General features: G+C 75.5%; 19 protein-coding genes. 9 read left to right on the top strand and 10 right to left on the bottom strand.

Annotation, left to right across the window (positions count from 1 at the left end; translation table 11 throughout):
* Nucleotides 1–2: 2 nt before the first annotated feature.
* From rpmA to K1J50_RS01390, 3 genes are all read left to right on the top strand, one after another.
* Nucleotides 3–281, top strand: a complete 279-nt coding sequence (gene rpmA, locus K1J50_RS01400) for a 50S ribosomal protein L27 (protein WP_220115639.1) — start codon at nt 3–5, stop codon at nt 279–281.
* 76 nt (nt 282–357) lie between these two features.
* A complete protein-coding gene (gene obgE / locus K1J50_RS01395) occupies nt 358–1,386 on the top strand; it encodes a GTPase ObgE (protein ID WP_220115638.1) in 1,029 nt (342 codons plus the stop codon).
* Between the two features lie 235 nt (nt 1,387–1,621).
* Nucleotides 1,622–2,383: an SDR family NAD(P)-dependent oxidoreductase gene (locus tag K1J50_RS01390; protein ID WP_220115637.1), complete on the top strand. Its 762-nt coding sequence runs from the start codon at nt 1,622–1,624 to the stop codon at nt 2,381–2,383.
* Between the two features lie 16 nt (nt 2,384–2,399).
* Here K1J50_RS01390 and K1J50_RS01385 read toward each other — a convergent pair whose 3' ends face one another.
* The gene (locus tag K1J50_RS01385) at nt 2,400–3,284 is read right to left on the bottom strand and encodes an LLM class F420-dependent oxidoreductase (protein ID WP_220115636.1); all 885 of its coding nucleotides are present in this window, start codon (nt 3,282–3,284) and stop codon (nt 2,400–2,402) included.
* 78 nt (nt 3,285–3,362) lie between these two features.
* A complete protein-coding gene (locus K1J50_RS01380) occupies nt 3,363–4,019 on the bottom strand; it encodes a glutathione S-transferase family protein (RefSeq protein WP_220115635.1) in 657 nt (218 codons plus the stop codon).
* 185 nt (nt 4,020–4,204) lie between these two features.
* Here K1J50_RS01380 and K1J50_RS01375 point away from each other — a divergent pair, with 185 nt between their 5' ends.
* A complete protein-coding gene (locus K1J50_RS01375; RefSeq protein WP_255574803.1) occupies nt 4,205–5,497 on the top strand; it encodes an MFS transporter in 1,293 nt (430 codons plus the stop codon).
* Between the two features lie 213 nt (nt 5,498–5,710).
* On the top strand, nt 5,711–6,943 hold the full coding sequence (locus K1J50_RS01370) for an MFS transporter (protein WP_220115633.1): 1,233 nt from the start codon (nt 5,711–5,713) through the stop codon (nt 6,941–6,943).
* A gap of 24 nt (nt 6,944–6,967) precedes the next feature.
* On the opposite strand, the gene K1J50_RS01365 is transcribed toward K1J50_RS01370, so the two are convergent.
* The 5 genes from K1J50_RS01365 to K1J50_RS01345 form a co-directional block, all read right to left on the bottom strand.
* Nucleotides 6,968–7,294, bottom strand: coding sequence for a hypothetical protein (locus K1J50_RS01365; RefSeq protein ID WP_220115632.1), 327 nt, complete (start codon nt 7,292–7,294; stop codon nt 6,968–6,970).
* A gap of 172 nt (nt 7,295–7,466) precedes the next feature.
* Nucleotides 7,467–8,219, bottom strand: a complete 753-nt coding sequence (locus tag K1J50_RS01360) for an SDR family NAD(P)-dependent oxidoreductase (RefSeq protein WP_220115631.1) — start codon at nt 8,217–8,219, stop codon at nt 7,467–7,469.
* Between the two features lie 104 nt (nt 8,220–8,323).
* A complete protein-coding gene (locus K1J50_RS01355; RefSeq protein WP_220115630.1) occupies nt 8,324–9,076 on the bottom strand; it encodes a hypothetical protein in 753 nt (250 codons plus the stop codon).
* A gap of 84 nt (nt 9,077–9,160) precedes the next feature.
* Nucleotides 9,161–9,745, bottom strand: a complete 585-nt coding sequence (locus tag K1J50_RS01350; RefSeq protein WP_369413496.1) for a DUF924 family protein — start codon at nt 9,743–9,745, stop codon at nt 9,161–9,163.
* Nucleotides 9,742–12,648: an FAD-binding and (Fe-S)-binding domain-containing protein gene (locus K1J50_RS01345; RefSeq protein ID WP_220115629.1), complete on the bottom strand. Its 2,907-nt coding sequence runs from the start codon at nt 12,646–12,648 to the stop codon at nt 9,742–9,744. Before K1J50_RS01345 ends, K1J50_RS01350 begins: the two co-directional genes overlap by 4 nt.
* 89 nt (nt 12,649–12,737) lie before the next feature.
* Between K1J50_RS01345 and K1J50_RS01340 the strand changes: the two genes are divergently transcribed.
* The 3 genes from K1J50_RS01340 (at nt 12,738) to K1J50_RS01330 (ending at nt 15,385) form a co-directional block, all read left to right on the top strand.
* Entirely contained in the window at nt 12,738–13,922 is a 1,185-nt protein-coding gene (locus tag K1J50_RS01340) for a pyridoxal-phosphate-dependent aminotransferase family protein (RefSeq protein ID WP_220115628.1), read from the top strand.
* A gap of 109 nt (nt 13,923–14,031) precedes the next feature.
* Nucleotides 14,032–14,733, top strand: a complete 702-nt coding sequence (locus K1J50_RS01335; protein ID WP_220115627.1) for a glutathione S-transferase family protein — start codon at nt 14,032–14,034, stop codon at nt 14,731–14,733.
* 10 nt (nt 14,734–14,743) lie between these two features.
* On the top strand, nt 14,744–15,385 hold the full coding sequence (locus tag K1J50_RS01330; RefSeq protein ID WP_220115626.1) for a VOC family protein: 642 nt from the start codon (nt 14,744–14,746) through the stop codon (nt 15,383–15,385).
* A 115-nt stretch (nt 15,386–15,500) separates the two neighbouring features.
* On the opposite strand, the gene K1J50_RS01325 is transcribed toward K1J50_RS01330, so the two are convergent.
* Nucleotides 15,501–16,175, bottom strand: coding sequence for a class I SAM-dependent methyltransferase (locus K1J50_RS01325; protein WP_220115625.1), 675 nt, complete (start codon nt 16,173–16,175; stop codon nt 15,501–15,503).
* A 125-nt stretch (nt 16,176–16,300) separates the two neighbouring features.
* Here K1J50_RS01325 and K1J50_RS01320 point away from each other — a divergent pair, with 125 nt between their 5' ends.
* On the top strand, nt 16,301–17,737 hold the full coding sequence (locus tag K1J50_RS01320; RefSeq protein ID WP_220115624.1) for a PleD family two-component system response regulator: 1,437 nt from the start codon (nt 16,301–16,303) through the stop codon (nt 17,735–17,737).
* Here the strand turns inward: K1J50_RS01320 and rpmG are convergent.
* Both rpmG and K1J50_RS01310 read right to left on the bottom strand, forming a co-directional pair.
* Nucleotides 17,730–17,897, bottom strand: a complete 168-nt coding sequence (rpmG, locus tag K1J50_RS01315; protein ID WP_220115623.1) for a 50S ribosomal protein L33 — start codon at nt 17,895–17,897, stop codon at nt 17,730–17,732. The two genes, K1J50_RS01320 and rpmG, sit on opposite strands and share 8 nt — an antisense overlap.
* Nucleotides 17,898–18,004: 107 nt before the next feature.
* Nucleotides 18,005–19,558 (bottom strand): S41 family peptidase, encoded by a 1,554-nt coding sequence (locus tag K1J50_RS01310; RefSeq protein ID WP_220115622.1) that lies wholly within the window; start codon nt 19,556–19,558, stop codon nt 18,005–18,007.
* Nucleotides 19,559–19,657 lie beyond the last annotated feature (99 nt).

The following is a 19,657-nucleotide window of genomic DNA, read 5'->3' as shown; positions in this document are numbered from 1 at the left end:
AGATGGCACACAAGAAGGCCGGCGGCTCGTCGCGCAACGGGCGCGATTCTGCGGGCAAGCGGCTCGGCGTGAAGCGCTCCGACGGGCAGTTCGTGCTGGCCGGCAACATCATCGTCACGCAGCGCGGCACCCGGGTGCGTCCCGGGCGCAACGTCCTGGTCGGGCGGACCCATTCGCTGCACGCGGCGATCGACGGCCATGTGCGCTTCGAGCGCAAGGCCGAAGGGCGCGTGTACGTCAGCGTGTACCCGCCGGCCGCCACCCCCGCGGCCGCCGAGTAGCGCCGCCAGGCAATACCGGGCCGATCCGACGGGGGCCGCGAGGCCCCCGTCGTCGTTCCAGGCGATCCTTCCTGCCATGAAGTTTCTCGACGAGGCCAAGGTCTGGGTGAAGGCGGGCGACGGCGGCGACGGCGTCGTCGCCTTCCGCCGCGAGAAGTTCCTCGAATTCGGCGGCCCCGACGGCGGCGACGGCGGCAAGGGCGGGGATGTGGTCGTCGAGGCGGTCGAGGGCCTCAACACGCTGATCGACTACCGCTACACGCAGCATTTCCGGGCCCGCAAGGGCGGCAACGGCGCGGGCTCCAACCGCACCGGCGCCGATGCCCCGGACGTGGTGCTCCGGGTTCCGGTCGGGACCCAGGTCCTGGCCGAGGACAAGCGGACGCTGATCGCCGACCTCACCGCCCCGGGCCAGCGCGTGGTGGTCGCGCGCGGCGGCGCCGGCGGCTTCGGCAACGCGCACTACAAGAGCGCGACCAACCGCGCCCCGCGCCGCGCCGACAAGGGCCAGCCCGGCGAGGAGCGCTGGATCTGGCTGCGGCTCAAGCTGATCGCGGACGCCGGGCTGGTCGGGCTGCCCAACGCGGGGAAGAGCACCTTCCTCGCCGCGGTCAGCGCGGCACGGCCGAAGATCGCCGACTACCCCTTCACCACGCTGCATCCGCAGCTCGGCGTCGTGCGCCTGGGCGCGACGGAGGAGTTCGTGCTCGCCGACATCCCCGGGCTGATCGAGGGCGCGCACGAGGGCGCGGGCCTCGGCGACCGCTTCCTCGGCCACATCGAGCGCTGCGCCGTGCTGCTGCACCTGGTGGACGGCACGCAGCCCGACGTCGCCAGGGCCTATCGCACCGTGCGCGCCGAGCTCGCCGGCTACGGCCACGGGCTCGCGGAGAAGCCGGAGATCGTCGCGCTGAACAAGGTGGACGCGATGACGCCGCAGGCGCGGGCGAGCCGGCGCAGGGCGCTGGAGCGCGCCGCCGGGCGGCCGGTGATGCTGGTCTCGGGCGCGACCGGGGAGGGCGTGCCGGAGGTGCTGCGCGCGCTGGCCGAGGCGGTGGCCGCAGAGCGCCGGCGGAGGAGCGCCGCAGCGCAGCCGGCGGCCTAGCGCCGTCTCCGATCGGTCGTGCCCGCCGCGACGGCTCCGGCTCGTCGCTTGTCGCGCCGATTCACGCTTCCGGCGGTTTCCGGCGGTCCGCGATCCGCTCCGCGGCCCCCCGCTCCGCCGGCGTGCCGCTCGGCCGGCCGGGCCTGCGCCCGACCGGCGCTCCCCGACGCCCGCCGTTGCGCGGGCGGGAGAGCTGTCCGATCCTGCCGCCGGGCGAAACCGGGAGGACGAGGCGATGCGGTTCCAGGACCGGGCAGTGCTGGTCACCGGCGGCGGCAGCGGGATCGGCCAGCAGGTGTGCCACGCGGCGGCAAGGGAGGGCGCGCGCGTCGCCGTCGGCGACCTCGACCTCGCGCGCGCGCAGGCCACCGCGGAGGAGATCCGCCGCAACGGGGGCGAGGCGCACGCGATCGAGGTGGACGTGGCCGACCCCGCTTCCGCGGCGCGGTTCGTCGAGGCGGCGGAGGCGGCGCTCGGCCGGCTCGACGTGCTGGTGAACTCCGCCGGCATCCGCGAGATCGTCAGCGTGCTCGACCTGCCCTTCGAGGAATGGCAGCGGGTGATCGGCGTCAACCTCACCGGCACCTTCCTGACCAGCCAGGCCTTCGCGCGCCGGCTGGTGGCGCAGGGCAGGCCGGGGCAGATCGTCAACCTCGCCTCCACCCTCGGGCTGATGGCGGCGCCGAAGCGCGCGGCCTACACCGCCTCCAAGCACGGCGTCGTCGGGCTGACGCGGCAGATGGCGCTCGAGCTCGGCGACAAGGGCATCCGCGTCAACGCGGTGGCGCCCGGGGTGGTGCGCACGCCGCTGACGGAGCGCTACTTCCAGGACCCCGCCTACGCGCAGATGATCCGCGACATCCACGCGCTCGGCCGCTGGGCGGAGCCGGACGAGATCGCCCGCGCGATCCTGTTCCTCGCCTCCGAGGAGAACGGCTTCATCACCGGCGCCGTCCTCACCGTGGACGGCGGCTGGACGGCCGGCAAGCGGATGTGACGCGCGGCCGGCCGGGTCAGGGGGGCGCGAAGTGGCGGATGACCCGCTCGCCGAAGCGCGGCAGGCTCTCCTCCAGATCCGGCAGGAAGGCGCCGACCGGCAGCGCGATCCGGCCGATGCCGCGCCGCCGCCGCTCCTCGACCGCCGCCAGCGGGTCCTTGCCGGAGCCGGGGAGGGCGTCGGGGCAGCCGGTGATCATCTCGACCGCGCGCGGGTCGCGTCCCGCCGCCTCCGCCGCGCGGCGCGCGGCCTCGAGCAGCGGCATCACGTCCACCTGAGCGCCGATCGAGGGGAAGAAGCCGTCGCCGAGGCGCCCGGCGCGCCGCGCCGCCGCCTCGGTATGGCCGCCGACGATGATCGGGATTCTGCCCGCGACCGGCTTCGGGTTGCAGCTCACGCCCTCGAACCGGACGAACTCGCCGGCGAAGCGCGCGCCGTCCTCGCGCCAGAGGGCGCGCATCGCGGCGACATACTCGTCGGCGCGCCTGCCGCGGCGCTCGAACGGCACGCCGAGCGCGGCGAACTCCTCGCGCAGCCAGCCGACGCCGATGCCGAGCTCGAAGCGCCCGCCGCTCAGCCGGTCGAGCGTCGCGGCCTGCTTCGCCAGCACCAGCGGATGGCGCTGCGGCAGGATGAGGACGGCGGTCATGAGGCGCAGGCGCGTCGTCGCCGCCGCCACATAGGCGAGCCAGATCAGCGGGTCCGGATAGGCGGTGGCGCGGCCGCCCGGCAGCCGGCGGCTCGCCGCGTAGGGATAGGGGCTCTGGTAGTCGTCGGGGATGACGACGTGATCCACGGCGAACAGCGAGTCGAACCCGGCCGCCTCCGCGAGGCGGGCGAGCCGCACCGCGCCGGCGGGGTCCGGGAAGGTGTTGTTGCCGAAATGCAGCGCGAATTTCACGGCGGCCTCCTTCTCCTGCGCGATGCCGGGGCGCCGAGGGAGCGCGCCGCCGCCGTCCCGGCCGTGCGGCGCCGCCGCTCAGGCGGGCTCGCGCTCCCGCTCCGCCATCATGCGCTTGAAGGCCGGCCGCGCATGGCACGCCGCAAGCCACGCGCGCACCGCCGGCGCGGCCTCGAACAGCTCCGGCGCGGGAAGCGCGTAGCGGAGCACCTCGGCGAGGTTCAGGTCCGCGACGGTGAAGCGTCCGCCGACGAGGAAGTCCTTGCCGGCCAGTTCCCGGTCGAGCACGGCCAGAGGCGCCCGCAGGGCCTCGACCGCCGCCCGGGCCGCCGCCGGATCGCGCTCGGCCGGCGGCTTCGCGGCGCGGTGCATCAGCACCTGGAGCGCGTGCGGCTCGACCTCCGTCGCCGCCCACAGCGCCCACATGGTCATGCGCCCGTCCTCGGCGAGGTCGGCGGGGCCGAGCGCGCCGCCATACTTCCTCGCGAGGTAGAGGTTGATCGCCAGCGATTCCCACAGCACCAGCCCGTCGTCATCCACGGCGGGGATGCGGCCGTTCGGATTGATCCTCAGGAATTCGGGGGAGCGGGTGTGCAGCGGCGCGCCGGGCGCGTCCGGATCGGCCAGGCGATAGGCCTGGATCACCGGCACCAGACGGAAGGGGAGGCCGATCTCGTAGGCCAGCCAGATGGCGCGCGACGCGCGCGAGCGATAGCAGCCGTAGATCGTCAGCATGGGGCGGGCCTCCTCCGCGCCGACCATCGGCGGGCGGCACGCGCGCCGTCAAGCGCCGCCTGCGGGCCGTCCGGACGCCTTCCCCGCGCGCGGGGCCGCCCCGTGCCGGCAGTCGGCCCCGGGAATCGCGGCCGCAGGCCGCCCGCCGGGGAATGCCGGACGAGGGCGCGGAGGGGCCGCGCCGGGTGAGCACGATCCGCCGCACCTCCCTCCTCGCGCCTTTCGGGCAGCGCAGCTTCCGGTTCCAGTGGCCGGCCGATCTGGCCACCTCCTGGGCCTTCGAGATGGAGACCCTGATCCTCGGCTGGTACGTGCTCGCCGAGACCGGCTCGGTCGTCTGGCTGACCGTCTTCGCCGCGCTGCAGTCCTTCGGCACGCTGATCTCGCCGCTGTACGGCGTGATGGGCGACCGGGCAGGCCACCGCACCGTGCTCTGCGCCATGCGCGCGGCCTACGCGCTGCTCGCCGCGGTCCTCGCCCTGCTCGCCTTCACCGGCCTGCTCGGGCCGGTGCCGGTGATCCTCGTCGCGGCGCTCTCCGGCCTGGTCCGTCCGTCCGACATCGGGATGCGCAACGCCCTGATCGGCGCCACCATGCCTCCGGGCCTCCTGATGGGCGCGATGAGCATCGCGCGCACCAGCGCCGACGCGGCGCGCGTCGCCGGCGCGCTGACCGGCGCCGGGCTGGGCGGTCTGCTCGGCATGGCCCACGCCTGCCTGGCGCTGACGGGCCTATATCTGCTGAGCCTCGCGCTCACGCTCCGCATCGGCGAGCCGCGGGGCGCCGGGGAGGCGGCGCGGGCGGCCGGCGCCGCCTCGGCCTGGCGCGATCTCGGCGAGGGGATCGTCCACGCCTGGACCACGCCGCCCCTGCTGGCGGCGCTCTGCCTCGCCTTCCTCGCCAACCTCGCGGCCTATCCGCTCTCCGGCGGGCTGCTGCCCCATGTCGCGCGGGACGTGTACGGGATCGACCGCGCCGGCCTCGGCTACCTGGCGGCGAGCTTCGCCGGCGGGGCGCTCGCCGGCTCGCTTGCGCTCGGCGTGTGGGGCGTGCGGCTGCGGCCGGGGCGGACGATGGTGGTGGCGTGCCTGCTCTGGTTCGCGCTGCTCCTCGTCTTCTCGCGCCAGGAGAGCGCGGCCGCAGGGATGGTCCTGCTCGCCCTCGCGGGCTTCGTGCAGAGCTTCTGCATGGTGCCGATGGCGGTCCTCCTGCTGCGGGTGTCGCGGGAGGCGTTCCGCGGGCGGGTGATGGGGCTGCGCATGCTGGCGGTGTACGGGCTGCCGATCGGGCTGCTGGCGGCGGGGCCGGCGGTCGAGCGGGCGGGGTTCGCGGCCGCGGCGTCGCTGTACGCCGGCCTCGGCCTGCTGCTCGCGCTGGCGGTCGCGCTGCGCTGGCGGGCGCATCTCTGGCCGGCGGGCGCGCCGGCGAACAGGCTCGCCGCGGCCGAGGCGCCCGGGGCCGGCGGCGCGCGGCGATAGGCTGCCGATGCTGGGCGGTGCGACAGCGGGAGTCCCGCGGCCCTTGGCGGTCCCGGAGGCGCGGAAGGAGATGGCGGTGCGCGATCCCGAACCCACCCATGTCCCGACCCGCGCCGGCGTGCCGGCCGCGGCCCCGCGGCGCAACCGGCGCCGGTGCCGTGCGCCGTCGCCGGGCGGCGCCGGCGCGCCGCGGCGCGCGCCCGGGATCGTCCCGTGACGACGGCGCGGAGGACACCGCCGGACCGGCGCCGGCGCCTGGCGATGGCGCTTGCCGCGGTGGTCGCGCTGAACCTGCCGCTCGGCACGGTCTATGCGTTCAGCGTGTTCGTCCGCCCGCTCGAGGCGGCGCTCGCGGCACGCCGCGCCGAGCTGTCCTTCGTCTTCGGCCTCTCGATCGTCGCCTTCACGGCCGGCATGAATCTGGCACCGGCGCTCTATCGCCTGGCGCGGCTCTGGCTGCTGGTCGCCGGCTGCGGGGCGGTGTCCGCGCTGGGAATGGCGCTCGCGGCCGGCGCGGCGAGCGTCGCGCAGCTCGCGCTGGGCTATGGCGTGCTGTTCGGGCTCGGCGGCGGCGCCGCCTACGTCCTGCTGCTGCAGGGCGTGAACCTGATGCTGGGCGGCGGGCGCCGCCAGGGACTTGTGAACGGCTTCATCGTCAGCCTGTTCCCGGCCGGCGCGATGATCGGCGCGCCGCTGTTCGGCTGGGCGCTGGGCGCGTGGGGGCTGCGCGCGACGCTGGGCGCCCTCGCGGCGACGCTCGCCGCGGCCGGCCTCCTCGCGGCGCTGCTTGCCGCCGCCGCGGGCATGACGGTGACCGCCCCGCCGGCGCCCGCCGGCGGCGGCGCGGCGGCCGGGCAGGCCGCGGGCGGGGGCCGGATCTTCCGGCGGCTCTGGGCCGTGTTCTTCCTCGCCGCCGCGGCGGGCCTCACCGTGCTCGGCCAGGCCGCCGCGATGGTGGAGGCCTACGGGGGAAGCAAGGCGCTGGCCCTGTTCGCCGCGACGGCGATCACCGGCGGCATCGCGGCGGCGCGGATCGGCGGCGGCTGGTTCGCCGACCGCTTCTCCGCGCCGCGGGTGATGGCCGGCGCGCACGCGCTGGCGCTGGCCGGGGACGCGCTGCTGCTCGCCTTTCCCGGGCCGGCGGCCGCGGTGGCGGCCCTCGCCATGATCGGCATGGGCTACGGCCTCGTCAGCGGCAGCACGGCGGCCGCCGTCGCGGTGTACTGGGGCGCCGCGCAGTACGGCCGCATCGCCGGGCGCATCTACATCGCCTGGTGCGCCGCGGCGGTGACGCTCCCGGTGGTGGCCGGACGCCTGTTCGACCTGACCGGAGGCTATGCCGGGGCGATCGCGATCGCGGCGGCGGGGAACGGGCTCGGCCTCGCCCTCGCCTCCCGCCTGCCGCGGCGCGGCTCGGCCGGGCCGCTCGCGGGCGGCAGCGCCTGAGCGGGGCCGCGGCGGCGGGGCGGATCAGGAGAAGGGCCGCGCGGTCTCGCTCGCCGTCTCGAGGATGTCGCGCGTGCGCGTCACCCGCGCGCCCCAGACGCGGTCGAACTCGGCGATCAGCGCCTTGAGCGCCGGCGAGGCGAGGACCGCCTCCGCGTCCGCGGCGTCGGGGAACTCGTAGAAGGCGAAGTGGACGGAGGGATCGGTGCGGCTCCAGGCCCGCCAGGCGCGCCGGGCGCCGAAGGCCGCGGCGGCATCCGGCAGATGCTCCGTCTCGTACCACTGGTCGAAGCGCGGGCGGTCGGCGGGATCGGCCACCACCGCGCGCACCGTGAAATAGGTCGTCGCCATCGCGTCCTCCTCCCTGCGGTCCGCCCACGGCCGGCGCCGATGGCGCGGACGGCCGCTGCGGCGCAGCCTAATGCCGGCCGCGGCGCGCCGGAACCGTCGCGGCAGGCCCGGCCGGGCGAAAGCGGGTCCGGCCCAGTCGCGCACGGAGCGGCCGGGGCGCCCCGGCGCCGCCTCAGGTCAGGAAGAGGCCGCCGTTCACATGGATCGTCTGGCCGGTGACGTAGCCGCCCTCCGGGCCGACCAGCATGCGCACCACGGCGGCGATCTCCTCCACCGTCCCGCGGCGGCGAAGCGGCACCGCGGCCTCGCCGAGCGTGCTCGGTTGCGCCCCGGCGGAGGCGCCGCGCACCGTCTCGACGGTGCCGGGCGCGACGCAGTTGCAGCGGATGCCGTGCGGCGCGAGCTCCACCGCGAGCGCGCGCATCAGCCCCTCGAGACCCGCCTTGGAGGCCGAGACGTGGCAGCGGTTCGGCGTGCCGATATGCGTCGAGACGCCCGACAGCCCCACGATGGCGCCGCCGCCGCGGCGGATCATGTGCGGCACGACGGCCCGCGCCAGGATGAACGCGCCGTCGAGCGCCACCGACATGATCTCCCGCCACTCGGCGAGCGACATGGCGAGGAACGGTGTCTGCCGCCGCAGCCCGGCGTTGGACACGGCGATGTCGATGCCGCCCAGCTCAGCCGCCGCGCGCTCGACCATCCGCGCCACCGCGTCCGGGTCCGAGACGTCGGCGAGGTGGGCGACGGCCCGGCCGCCCATGGCCGCGATCTCGCCCGCGACCGCCTCGACGGCGGCGCGGTCGGAGCGCCCGTTGACGACCACGGCGGCGCCGTCGCGCGCCAATTGCAGCGCGATCGCGCGGCCGATGTTCTTCCCCGCGCCGGTGACCAGCGCGACCTTTCCCTCCAGAGCCCCTGCCATCGCCGACTCCCCTCGATGCGCGCCGATGATGCCTCTCCCGCCGCCGTCCGGCGAGGGGCGGCGGACGCGGCGCCGCCGCGGCCGGCGCGCCGGCCGGCCCGCGCTCAGGGAGCGAAGGGGTCGCGCGCGCCGAGGGTGCTGAACGGTCCCTGCGGGCTGAGCTCGGCGCGGGTCCCGGCGATCGAGTGCGCGGCGAGGCCGGTGCGCGGGCTGGGCAGGAGGAAACAGCGCCCGAGCCAGCCGCCGAGGTGCACGGTCTGGTTGATCGGGTCGTTGCGCACCTGCAGGCAGGCGATCGGCGCCTTGCTGCGCGTCCACGCCGCCGCCACGCCTTCGACCGCGGTCACCGCCGGGGCGGAGATGGCGACCGCCGGCACGCCGCGCCGCGCCGCGACGATCTGCGCGATGCCGCCGCCCAGCGAGTGGCCGGTGAGGAGGATGCGGTCGTTCGGTCCGGCGGTGGCGCTTGCGATGTCGAGCAGCTCCTCGGCGCTGGCGCACTGCTGGGACAGCAGCGCTTGCCCGGCGGCGGAGAGCAGGGACGCGAGGAGGCCCGGCCCGCCGAGCGGGCCGAGCGCGGGGCCCACCGATCCGGCCAGCGTCCCGACCAGCGAGCCGCCGAAGCCGACATCGGCGAGGACGTCCGCCGCATCTCCCTTGTCGAGCTGCGTCCCGGCGAAGGCCACGACGTGCAGCAGGCCCTTTCCGGTGGGCTTGCGGTAGATCGCCCCCTGGAAGCCCGACCATCGCCGCGTGTCGTTGAAGCGCGTGAAACCGGCGACGGTGGAGACGGAAGCATCGTAAACGGCTTCGCAGAGCGCGGCGAAGTCGAGGAAGGTCGGCGACGGTGGCGGCATGGCGGAACCGGTCCCGGGCGGGAACGGTCCCGAGGGTGCCATCGCTTGGCGCGGATGTCACGAGGCGCGATGCAACCCGCCCGCTCAGAACCCGGCGCCGGGCCGCGCCAGGTAGGCCCGTCCCGCCGCGGTGCTCGCGCGCCCCAGGACGGCGTTGCGGTGGGGGAAGCGGCCGAACCGCCGGATGACGTGCCAGTGGCGCCAGGCATACGCGATCGTTCCGGCGGGGCCGCGATGCGCGGGGTCGTCGCGCAGCCCCTCGAACAGCGCGACCGAGAGGTCCTGGTCGGCCATGTCCTCCGCATGCTCGAAGGGGAGGTAGAGGAAGACGTGCTCGGTGGCGGTCAGGCGTGGGTCGTGGCGATCGCGCAGCACGGCGGCGCGGGCGATCGCGCGCGCCTCGGGGTCGCAGGCGAAGGCCTGCGGGGTGCCGCGGTGGAGGTTGCGCGGGAACTGGTCGAGCAGGAGGCAGAGGGCGAGCGCGCCCTCGGGCGTCGCCGCCCAGGGGTCGAGGGCGCCGACGGCGGCGGGGGCGACCAGCGCGCCGAAGCGCGCGCGGATCGCGGCATCGAGAGCGGGGTCGGGCCGGAACCAGTGCTCGCGGAAGGTCGCGCGGTCGCCCTCGAACCAGAAGGCGAGGATGGCGTCGGGGGCGGGGGCGCCGCTCACGCCAGGGCGCGCTCCAGCACGCGGGCGGAATGCAGCGCCTCGCGCCCCGCGAGGTCGCGGATCTGGTGCCGGCAGGAGGTGCCGTCGGCGACGATCAGGTGCCCGGGCGGCGCGGCGCGCACGGCGGGCAGCAGCGCGAGCTCGGCCATCGCCCTGGAGACGGCAAGGGTCTCGGCCTGGTAGCCGAAGGCGCCCGCCATGCCGCAGCAGGAGGAGGCGATCGGCGTCACCTTGAGACCGGGGACGCGCTGCAGCGCCGCGACCGCGGCGGGGAAGGCGCCGAAGCTCTTCTGGTGGCAGTGGCCGTGTATGTGCGCGGCCGGCGCGACCGGCTTCAGGGCCAGCGCCGGGTTCTCGCGCGCGAGCCATTCGGAGAGCAGGAAGGCGCGCGCGGCGAGCCGCTCCGTCTCCGCGCCGGGGAGCAGGGCGGGGAACTCGTCGCGCAGGGTGAGCAGGCAGGAGGGTTCGAGGCCGATCACCGGCGCGTCGGAGGCGGCGAGCGCCGCGACCATGCGCCGCGCCTCGGCGCGCGCCTGCTCGACGAGGCCGGCGGCGAGGAAGGTGCGGCCGCAGCACAGCGGGCGCGCGCCGCGCGGCGGCCGCGCCACGGCGACGCGCCGGCCCGCGGCGCCGAGCACGCGCAGCGCGGCGCGCAGGTTCTCCGGCTCGAAGTAGCGGTTGAAGGTGTCGGCGAACAGCAGCAGGTCCGGCGCGTGGACCTGCGCCTCGTCGTCGTGGAAGGCGTCGCGGCGGAAGCGGGGCAGGCGGCGTCCGCGCGCGAGGCCGAGCCAGCGCTCGGTGAGCGCCGGGAGGCCGGGGATGGCGTCGCGCGCATTGGCGAGGAAGGGGGCGACGCTGGCGAACGGCGCCCAGCGCGGCAGGGTGGCGATCAGGCGGTCCCGCGCGCCGATCCCGCGGCTGCGGGCGCGCGCCGCCAGCGCCTCGATCTTCATCCTCGCCATGTCCACGCCGGTCGGGCATTCGCGCCGGCAGCCCTTGCAGGAGACGCAGAGCGCCAGCGCCTCGTGGACCGCGTCGGAGGCGAGGGCTCCCGGCCCGAGCTGGCCGGTCAGGGCGAGGCGCAGCGTGTTGGCGCGGCCGCGCGTGACGTGCCGCTCGTCGCGCGTCGCGCGGTAGGAGGGGCACATCACGCCGGCGTCGAATTTCCGGCAGGTGCCGTTGTTGTTGCACATCTCCACCGCGCCGAGCAGCCCGCCCTGCGGCCCCGGCCAGGCCGACCAGTCGAGCGCGGGCGTCACGGCGGGGTCGGCGCGGTAGTGGGGCGGGTAGCGGAACAGGCTGCGGTCGTCCATGCGCGGGGCGCGGACGACCCGTCCCGGGTTGAGCAGGCCGCGCGGGTCGAAGGCGTCCTTCACCTCCTCGAAGGCGCGCACGATGCGGGGGCCGAACATCGGCTCGTGGAACTCGGAGCGCACGATGCCGTCGCCGTGCTCGCCGGAATGGCTGCCCTTGTATTCGCGCACCAGGGCGAAGCACTCCTCGGCGATCGCGCGCATGCGCGCGACGTCGGCGGGGTCCTTCATGTTCAGCACCGGCCGCACGTGCAGGCAGCCGACCGAGGCGTGGGCGTACCAGGTGCCCTTGACGCCGTGGCGGGCGAAGACCTCGTTCAGCCGCTCGGTGTAGTCGGCGAGGTCCGCGAGCGCGACCGCGCAGTCCTCGATGAAGGAGACCGGCTTCCCGTCGCCCTTCATGGACATCATGATGTTGAGCCCGGCCTCGCGCACCTCGGCGATCGCGGCCTGGAAGGCGGGATCGGTCGCGCGCACCACCGCGCCGGGATGGCCGAGATCGGCCATCATCTCCTCGAGCCGGCCGAGCGCGGCGGCGAGCGGCGCGTCCTCGTGCCCGTGGAACTCGACGATCAGCAGGCTGTCCGGCTCGCCGATCAGCATCCGCTCGATCGTCGCGCGGTAGATCGGGATCGAGCGGCCGAGCTCGATCATGGTGCGGTCCACCAGCTCCACCGCCTCCGGGTCGAGCGTGACGAGGTGCTGCGCCGCCTCCATCGCCGCGCGGAAGGTCGGGAACTGGCAGATGCCGAGGACCTTGCGCGGCTTGATCGGCCACAGCTTCAGCTCCAGCGCGCAGGAGAAGGCGAGCGTCCCCTCGCTCCCCACCAGCAGCCGCGCCAGGTTGGCGCGGCCGGCGGCGCGCGCCTCGGGCGTCAGCGCATCGATGTTGTAGCCGCCGACGCGGCGGAGCAGCTTCGGGAAGCGGGCCGCGATCTCCTCCGCCTCCCGCGCCCCGAGCGCGCGCAGGCGCTGGATCAGGTCGGCGACGCCGGCGGGAACCTCGGCGCCGAGATTGTCGGGCAGCTCGGCGAAGCGGAAGCGCGTGCCGTCGGCGAGCAGGGCGTCGATGGCGGTGACGTTGTCCGCCATCAGCCCGTAGCGGATGGACTTCGCCCCGCAGGAATTGTTCCCGGCCATGCCGCCGATGGTGCAGCGCGCCCAGGTGGAGGGGTCCACCGGGAAGAACAGCCCGTGCGGCTTCAGCGCCTCGTTCAGCGCGCCGAGGGTGATGCCGGGCTGCACCGTCGCGCGGCGCGCCGCGGGGTCCACCGCGAGGACGCCGCGCAGGTGCTTGCTGCAGTCCACCACCAGGGCGCGGTTGACGGTCTGGCCGCACTGGCTGGTGCCGCCGCCGCGCGGCAGGAGGGGGACGCCCTCCTCGCGGCAGATCGCCATCGCCGCCTCGACGTCCTCCAGCCGCCGCGGCACCAGCACCCCGACCGGCTCGACCTGGTAGATGCTGGCGTCGGTCGCGTAGCGCCCGCGGTCGCCGGGCGAGAACAGGACCTCGCCCGCGGTCTCGCGCCGCAGGCGCTCGGCAAGGCGGGCATCGCCGATGCGGGAGGCGGGGATGGCGAAGGCGTTCATGCCGCGGCTCTCGTCGCTCCGGTGCGCCGCACCCCTTGGCAGTCGGCGCGGCGCTGCGGCATACCGCCGGGCGACGAGGAGCGCCACCCATGACCTACTACCGATCGAAGCCCACCCCCGGCCGGCACTTCCTGCAGATCCCGGGCCCGACCAACGTGCCCGACCGCGTGCTGCGGGCGATCGACAACCCGACCATGGACCACCGCGGTCCCGACTTCGGGAAGATGGCCAAGGCGCTGCTCGAGAAGCTCCGCCTCGTCTTCCAGACGAAGGGGCCGGTGGTGATCTACCCCGCCTCCGGCACCGGCGCCTGGGAGGCGGCGCTGACCAACACCCTCTCCCCCGGCGACCGGGTGCTGATGTGCGAGACCGGCTGGTTCGCCACGCTGTGGAAGGAGATGGCCGAGCGGCTCGGCCTCGTCCCCGAGTTCATCGGCACCGACTGGCGCCGCGGCGCCGACGTCGCCGCGATCGAGGCGCGCCTGCGCGAGGACAAGGGCCACCTGATCAAGGCCGTCTGCGTGGTCCACAACGAGACCTCGACCGGCTGCACCTCGCGCATCGACGAGGTGCGCCGCGCCATGGACGCGGCGCGCCACCCGGCGCTGCTGATGGTGGACACCATCTCCTCGCTCGCCTCCATCGACTACCGCCACGACGAGTGGGGCGTGGACGTCACCGTGGCCGGCAGCCAGAAGGGGCTGATGCTGCCGCCCGGCCTCTCCTTCAACGCGATCAGCGAGAAGGCGCTGAAGGCGAGCGAGACCGCGCGGCTGCCGCGCAGCTTCTGGGACTGGAAGGCGATGCTCGCGGCCAACGCCACCGGCTACTTCCCCTACACGCCGGCCACCAACCTGCTCTACGGCCTGAACGAGGCGGTGGACATGCTGCTCGAGGAGGGGCTCGCCAACGTCTTCGCCCGCCACGACCGCCACGCCGAGGCGACGCGCCGCGCGGTGCGCGCCTGGGGGCTCGAGATCCAGTGCGCCGAGCCGCGGCACTACTCCTCCTCCCTCACCGCGGTCCGGCTGCCGGAGGGGCATTCGGCGGACGCGCTGCGCGCGGTGATCCTCGAGCGGTTCAACATGTCGCTCGGCAACGGCCTCGGCCAGCTGCGCGACCGCGTGTTCCGCATCGGCCATCTCGGCGATCTCGGCGACCTCCAGCTCGTCGGCACGCTGGGCGGGGTGGAGATGGGGCTGCGCCTCGCCGGCGTGCCGCACCGGCCGGGCGGGGTGCAGGCGGCGATGGAGTATCTCGCCGGCAACGCCTGATCCGCCGGCGGCCGCCGCGCCGCGGCGGGGCGGCGCGGCGACCCGGCCCCGCCGGGGTTGCCGCTGCCCTCGCCGCGGGACAAGGTGTCGCGGACGGCTGGAGGACACCATGGCGATCCAAGTATGGACCTGGCCCACCCCGAACGGCCACAAGGTCCACATCATGCTGGAAGAGCTCGGCCTTCCCTATGAGGTGATCCCGGTCAACATCGGCGCCGGCGAGCAGTTCCGTCCGGAATTCCTCGCCATCACCCCGAACCACCGCATCCCCGCCATCGTGGACCCGGCAGGACCGGAGGGACGCCCGTTCTCCCTGTTCGAATCGGGCGCGATCCTGGTCTACCTCGCCGAGAAGACCGGCAGCCCGCTGCTGCCGAAGGCGCCCGAGGCCCGCTACCGCTGCCTGCAGTGGCTGATGTTCCAGATGGGCGGCGTCGGGCCGATGTTCGGCCAGTACAACCACTTCGCCAACTACGCGAAGGAGAGGATCCCCTACGCGATCGAGCGCTACCGCAACGAGGTCGCGCGGCTGCACCGCGTCCTCGACAAGCGCCTCTCCGAGAGCGAGTACCTCGCCGGCCCGGACTACTCGATCGCCGACATCGCCACCTTCCCCTGGGTGCGCAATCCGCAGCGGCGCGGCATAGACCTCGCCCAGTACCCGGCGGTGAAGCGCTGGCACGATGCGATCGCCGCGCGCCCGGCGGTGCAGCGCGGCGTCCAGGTCCTCGCCGACCGCCAGCGCCAGGGGCCGATCAGCGACGCCGAGCGCGAGGTGCTGTTCGGCGGGATCCAGTTCGCGCCGCGCTAGGACACATCCCATGGCCGAGATTGATCACATCGTCGTCGGCGCCCGCACCCTCGAGGAGGGCGCCGCCTGGGTCGAGCAGCATCTCGGCGTCCGGCCCGAACCGGGCGGCGCGCACGAGGGGGTGGGCACGCACAACATGCTGCTGGGCATGGGGCCGGAGTGCTACCTGGAGGTGATCGCGCCCGATCCCGGCCAGCCGCCGCCGGCGCATCCGCGCCCCTTCGACCTCGACGATCCCTCCGTGCGCACCCGCCTCGAGTCCGGCCCGGCGCTGCTCGCCTATGTCGCGCGCACCACGGCGCTGGATGCGGTGGTGGCCCGGCTCGGCCCCTCCCGCATCGGCGAGATCCGCGCCATGCGCCGCGGCGACCTCTCCTGGCGCATCGCCTTCCCGCCGCAGCGCCAGGATCTCGACAACCTGATCCCGCCGCTGATCCAGTGGGACGGCCCGCGCGCCAGCGAGCGGCTGCGCGATTCGGGCTGCCGCCTGCTCGCCGTCGAGGCCGAGCATCCGGAGGCCGACGCCCTGCGCGCCGCGCTCGCCGCGCTGGGCCTCGAGGAGGCGGTGCGGGTGCGCCGCAGCCCGCATGCCCGGCTGCTGGTCCACATCCGGCGGCCCGACGGCCAGGAGGTGACGCTCAGTTCCGGCTGAACGCAGGCGGGCGCGCCACCGCCACCGGCGGCTGCCCCGCCGCCCCGTCGCGAATCCGGCGGGTTTCCGCCAGCGCATGCTACCATGTATTCAGAATTCCGCAGGAGTGTTCAACCTAGGATCTGCGAGAGACAGGCGCATGCGGCGGGAGAGAGGGGGGGGAGGAGGCGCGGATCGGCCGGTAGCGCCAGACGCTGGCCGGCGGGAAGTTCAGGGGCGTCCACGCCTCGCGCCGGGCGGTGAGGCCAAGCCGGCGATAGGGCAGGGGCGAGGTGATGCAGTAGGTGTAGAGGAGGAAGCCCCGGCCCGGCGCCACCGCCTCCACCGCCTCGACGAAGCGGCGCTGCTGGGCGAGCGGCAGCATGACCAGCGGGATGCCGCAGATCACCGTGCCGACCTTGCCGTGCCAGCACCGCGGCAGCGTCTCCGCCAGCGCGAAGGCGTCGCCGCACAGCACCTGGGCCCCGCTCGGCAGCACCGCGCGCAGGTGCTCGGCCATCTCCCGCACGATCTCGACCACCACGAGGCGGTCGGGGGGGACGCCGGCGGCGAGCAGGGCGCGCGAGACCACGCCGGTGCCGGCGCCGAGCTCGACCACCACCTCGTCCTCCGCCCGCGCGACCAGGGCGGCGATCTTGCGGCACAAACTCGGCGAGGAGGGGATGACCGAGCCCATCTGCAGCGGGTTGGCCAGCCAGCGGCGGAAGAACAGCAGGGCGTTGGCGTGCCGGCGGCCGCGCCGTTCCGCATCCTTTTCCCCGCCTCCCCCGCGCAGAGCCACTCCGGACATGCCCATCTCCTTGACCAAACCGTGACGGATTCGGGGAGCGGCGCCCTCCCAACTCTAGGCTGCGGGGGGCTCCGGCGCCAAACGACCTCCCCCCCGTGCCCGATCCCTGCCGGGGCCCGGCCCGAATGACCGCCCGCATCCTGGTCGTGGACGACATCCCCGCCAACCGGCGGCTGCTGGAGGCCAAGCTCAGCGCGGAATACTACGAGGTCGCGCAGGCCGGCGGCGGGCCCGAGGCGCTGGTCCTGGCCGAGAGCTGGTCGCCCGACGTCATCCTGCTGGACGTGATGATGCCGGGGATGGACGGCTTCGAGGTCTGCCGCCGGCTCAAGGCCCTGCCCGCCACCGCGCACATCCCGGTGGTCATGGTCACCGCCCTGACCGAGCCGGAGGCGCGCGTGCGCGGCCTCGAGGCGGGGGCGGACGACTTCCTCTCCAAGCCGGTGGACGACGCGACGCTGTTCGCCCGGCTGCGCACGCTCCTGCGGATGAAGCAGGTGCTGGACGCCTGGCGCCAGCGCGTGGAGACGGCGCGCGCCCTCGGCCTTGAGCCGCCCGCGGCGCCGGATGTCTCGCCCTCTGCCGCCCGCGTGCTGCTGGTCGAGGAGGATGCGGAGGAGGCGGCGGCGCTCGCCGCGACGCTGGCCGCCGGCGGGCTGACCGTGGAGCAGGCCCGCGGCGCGGCGGACGCCTGGCCGCGCCTGGTCGCGGCCGGGCCGTCCGGTCCCGAGGGCGGCACCGGCTACGACCTGGTGGTCCTCGGGCTGCGCAGCGCCGGGCCGGACGGCCTGCGTCTCGTCTCGCGCATCCGCGCCCATGCCGGGACGCGCGAGGTGCCGGTGCTGCTGGTCGCCGGGCCGGAGCAGCGCGAGCTGGTGCTGCGCGGCTTCGACCTCGGCGCCAACGACCACGTGCTGCGCCCGGTGGATCCGCACGAGCTGGGCGCCCGGGCGCGCAACCAGATCCGCCGCCACCGCTACCAGCAGCGGCTGCGGGCCGACCTCGACCGCTCGATCGAGATGGCAGTGACCGACCCGCTCACCGGGCTGCGCAACCGGCTCTACCTGTACGGCTACCTGCGGACGGCGCTGCGGACCCAGCCGGCCGCGGTGCTGCTGGCGGACGTGGACCACTTCAAGGCGGTGAACGACACCCACGGCCACGCGGCCGGGGATGTCGCGCTGCGCGCGGTGGCCGAGCGGCTGCGCGCCCACATCCGGGCCGCCGATGTCGTGGCGCGCTGGGGTGGCGAGGAGTTCGTGGTCGCCATGGCGGGGGCCACGGCGGAGGACGCGATGGCGGCGGCGGAGCGCCTGCGCGCCGCGGTGGCGGCCAGTCCGCTCGCGGCGGATGCCGGCGGCGCCCCGATCGGCACCACCATCAGCATCGGCGTCGCCCTCGCGCCACGCGGCGGCGCGGTGGATCCCCTGATCAGGGCGGCGGACGCTGCGCTCTACCGTGCCAAGCGTGCGGGCCGCAACCGCGTGGAGTTCGCCACGCCGGAGGACTGGGACGCCGCCGCGGCGGCGGCCGACAGCCGGACGGGCCTCGGGGTTACTTGATCTTCGCCTCGCGGAAGATGACGTGCTTGCGGACGACCGGATCGTACTTCCGCAGCTCGAGCTTCGCGGTCGTGTTCTTGGTGTTCTTCTTGGTCACGTAGAAATAGCCGGTGTCGGCGCTGCTGACGAGCCGGATCAGGATGGTGTTCGACTTGGCCATGGCGGAACTCCGTCTGCCGCGGTTCGCCCGCCGGGCGCGCGGCGCGCGCGGCGGACAGTAGCCCCCCCGCCCCCGGCGTCAAGCGCCGCGCGCCGCGCCCGCGCCGGTCACGGCGCGCCCGCCGCCGCCACCGCGCGCCACGCCCGCGGGTGATCGAGGAGCAGCCGGGCAACGGCGCGGTCGGCCTCGCGCCCCTCCGCAGGCGGGCAGGCGTTGCGCAGCGCCGCGACCTCCTCGGCCGGAACCGGCACGCGCGCCCGCGCATGCCGCGCCAGCACCGCGGCCATCGGTGCCGCGCCGTCGGGGGCCATCAGGCGCGCCAGCGCGCGCTCCGTCGCTTCCGCCCCGAGGCTGGTGCAGACCCCGGGCATCACGCCGAGGCCCTGGATCGGCCAGCCGCGCGGCGCGATCAGGCGCGACCAGCTCAGCAGCAGCTCCCCGCCGTCCGGCAGCGGCACGAGGAGCTGCACCAGCCCCTTGCCCATGGTCGTGCTGCCCACCACCGCGGCGCGCCCGTGGTCCGCGAGCGCGGCCGCCACCACCTCCGAGGCGGAGGCCGAGCGGCCGTCCACCAGCACCACGACCGGGCGCCCGGCCGCGAGTTCCTGCCCGTGGGCGAGGTAGATCCGCCGCGCCTCCGGGTGCCGTCCGTCGGTGCGCAGGATCGTGCCGCCGGCGAGGAACAGGTCCGCCACCGCCACCGCCTGGGTGAGCAGCCCGCCCCGGTTGCCGCGCAGGTCGAGCACGACGCCCCGCGGCGGGTTGCGCGCGTGCGGCCCGAAGGCATCGGCGAGCGCCGTCGCGAGCCGCTCGGCGGTGGCGTGCAGGAAGCCCGAGAGGCGGAGCCAGAGGATGTCGTCGCGCCGTTCGACGAAGACCGTCTCCGGCGGCACGGGGCTGCGCACCAGCAGCACCTCGCGCCGCCGGTTGCCGCGCGCGACCAGCAGCGTCACCAGGCTGTTCTCCGGCCCTTCGAGCCGCGCCGCCGCGTCCCCGAGGTCGCCGCCGGAAACCGGCTCGCCCTCGATCGCGAGCAGGCGGTCGCCGGCGCGGAGCCCGGCGCGCGCCGCCGGCCCGCCGGGCGCAACCGCCGCAATCCGCACCGTCCCGTCGCGTCCGGCAGCCAGGCGCAGTCCGAGTCCGGCATGGCCGATCCGCCGCTCCCGCGCCGCCTGCGCCTCGGCCGCGGTGACGTAGCGGCTGTAGGGATCGAGGTAGTTGAACAGCTCCTCGAACATCGCCCGCAGCACGCCCTCGGCGCCGGCGTGGCGGAGGGCGGGCGAGGCGGCCCACGCGGCCTCGAGCAGCGGAACCGCCGTGGCGACGAGGGCGGCCGCGGTCGTCGCCGGCGGCGCCGCGGCGGGCGGATGGAGGACGGCAGGCGGGAGGCGCTGCGCGGCGAGCGGCGGGCCGGCGCGCGCGGCCGCCGGCAGCAGGCGGAACGCGCCGTCGCCCAGCTCGACCAGCAGCGCGGGTTCGAGCGCGCTCAGGCCACGCAGGCTCCAGAGGCCGAGATCGGACGGCGCCACCGGCTCGAGGTGCCGTTCCAGCACCGCCTCGAAGGCGGCGGCGAGGACGGCCTCGATGGCGGAGCGGGGGAATTCCTGCGCGCGGGCGGGCGTGCCGGCGGGCGGCGCGGCGAGCACGGCCAGGGCCAGCACCAGTGCGAGAAGGACGGAGCCGGCGCCGCCGCGCCGCCGGTCGTGCGGGGGAGCGGACGCGCCGCACGCGCCGCGGCCGTCCGGCGCGGCGGCGGCGTG

The sequence above is a fragment of the Caldovatus aquaticus genome, assembly GCF_019458025.1.
GTDB classification, from domain to species: Bacteria; Pseudomonadota; Alphaproteobacteria; order Acetobacterales; family Acetobacteraceae; genus Caldovatus; species Caldovatus aquaticus.
The sequence above is the reverse complement of the archived record's forward strand: the minus strand, read 5'-3'. Positions and strand labels throughout refer to the sequence as shown.

Coding starts and splice junctions, on each gene's coding strand:
- K1J50_RS01365 (WP_220115632.1), bottom strand. CDS start 7,294: ATGGCGACGACCTATTTCACGGTGCGCGCGGTGGTGGCCGATCCCGCC.
- K1J50_RS01335 (WP_220115627.1), top strand. CDS start 14,032: ATGGCGATCCAAGTATGGACCTGGCCCACCCCGAACGGCCACAAGGTC.
- K1J50_RS01390 (WP_220115637.1), top strand. CDS start 1,622: ATGCGGTTCCAGGACCGGGCAGTGCTGGTCACCGGCGGCGGCAGCGGG.
- rpmA (WP_220115639.1), top strand. CDS start 3: ATGGCACACAAGAAGGCCGGCGGCTCGTCGCGCAACGGGCGCGATTCT.
- K1J50_RS01360 (WP_220115631.1), bottom strand. CDS start 8,219: ATGGCAGGGGCTCTGGAGGGAAAGGTCGCGCTGGTCACCGGCGCGGGG.
- K1J50_RS01340 (WP_220115628.1), top strand. CDS start 12,738: ATGACCTACTACCGATCGAAGCCCACCCCCGGCCGGCACTTCCTGCAG.
- K1J50_RS01325 (WP_220115625.1), bottom strand. CDS start 16,175: ATGTCCGGAGTGGCTCTGCGCGGGGGAGGCGGGGAAAAGGATGCGGAA.
- K1J50_RS01345 (WP_220115629.1), bottom strand. CDS start 12,648: ATGAACGCCTTCGCCATCCCCGCCTCCCGCATCGGCGATGCCCGCCTT.
- rpmG (WP_220115623.1), bottom strand. CDS start 17,897: ATGGCCAAGTCGAACACCATCCTGATCCGGCTCGTCAGCAGCGCCGAC.
- K1J50_RS01330 (WP_220115626.1), top strand. CDS start 14,744: ATGGCCGAGATTGATCACATCGTCGTCGGCGCCCGCACCCTCGAGGAG.
- K1J50_RS01380 (WP_220115635.1), bottom strand. CDS start 4,019: ATGCTGACGATCTACGGCTGCTATCGCTCGCGCGCGTCGCGCGCCATC.
- K1J50_RS01355 (WP_220115630.1), bottom strand. CDS start 9,076: ATGCCGCCACCGTCGCCGACCTTCCTCGACTTCGCCGCGCTCTGCGAA.
- K1J50_RS01320 (WP_220115624.1), top strand. CDS start 16,301: ATGACCGCCCGCATCCTGGTCGTGGACGACATCCCCGCCAACCGGCGG.
- obgE (WP_220115638.1), top strand. CDS start 358: ATGAAGTTTCTCGACGAGGCCAAGGTCTGGGTGAAGGCGGGCGACGGC.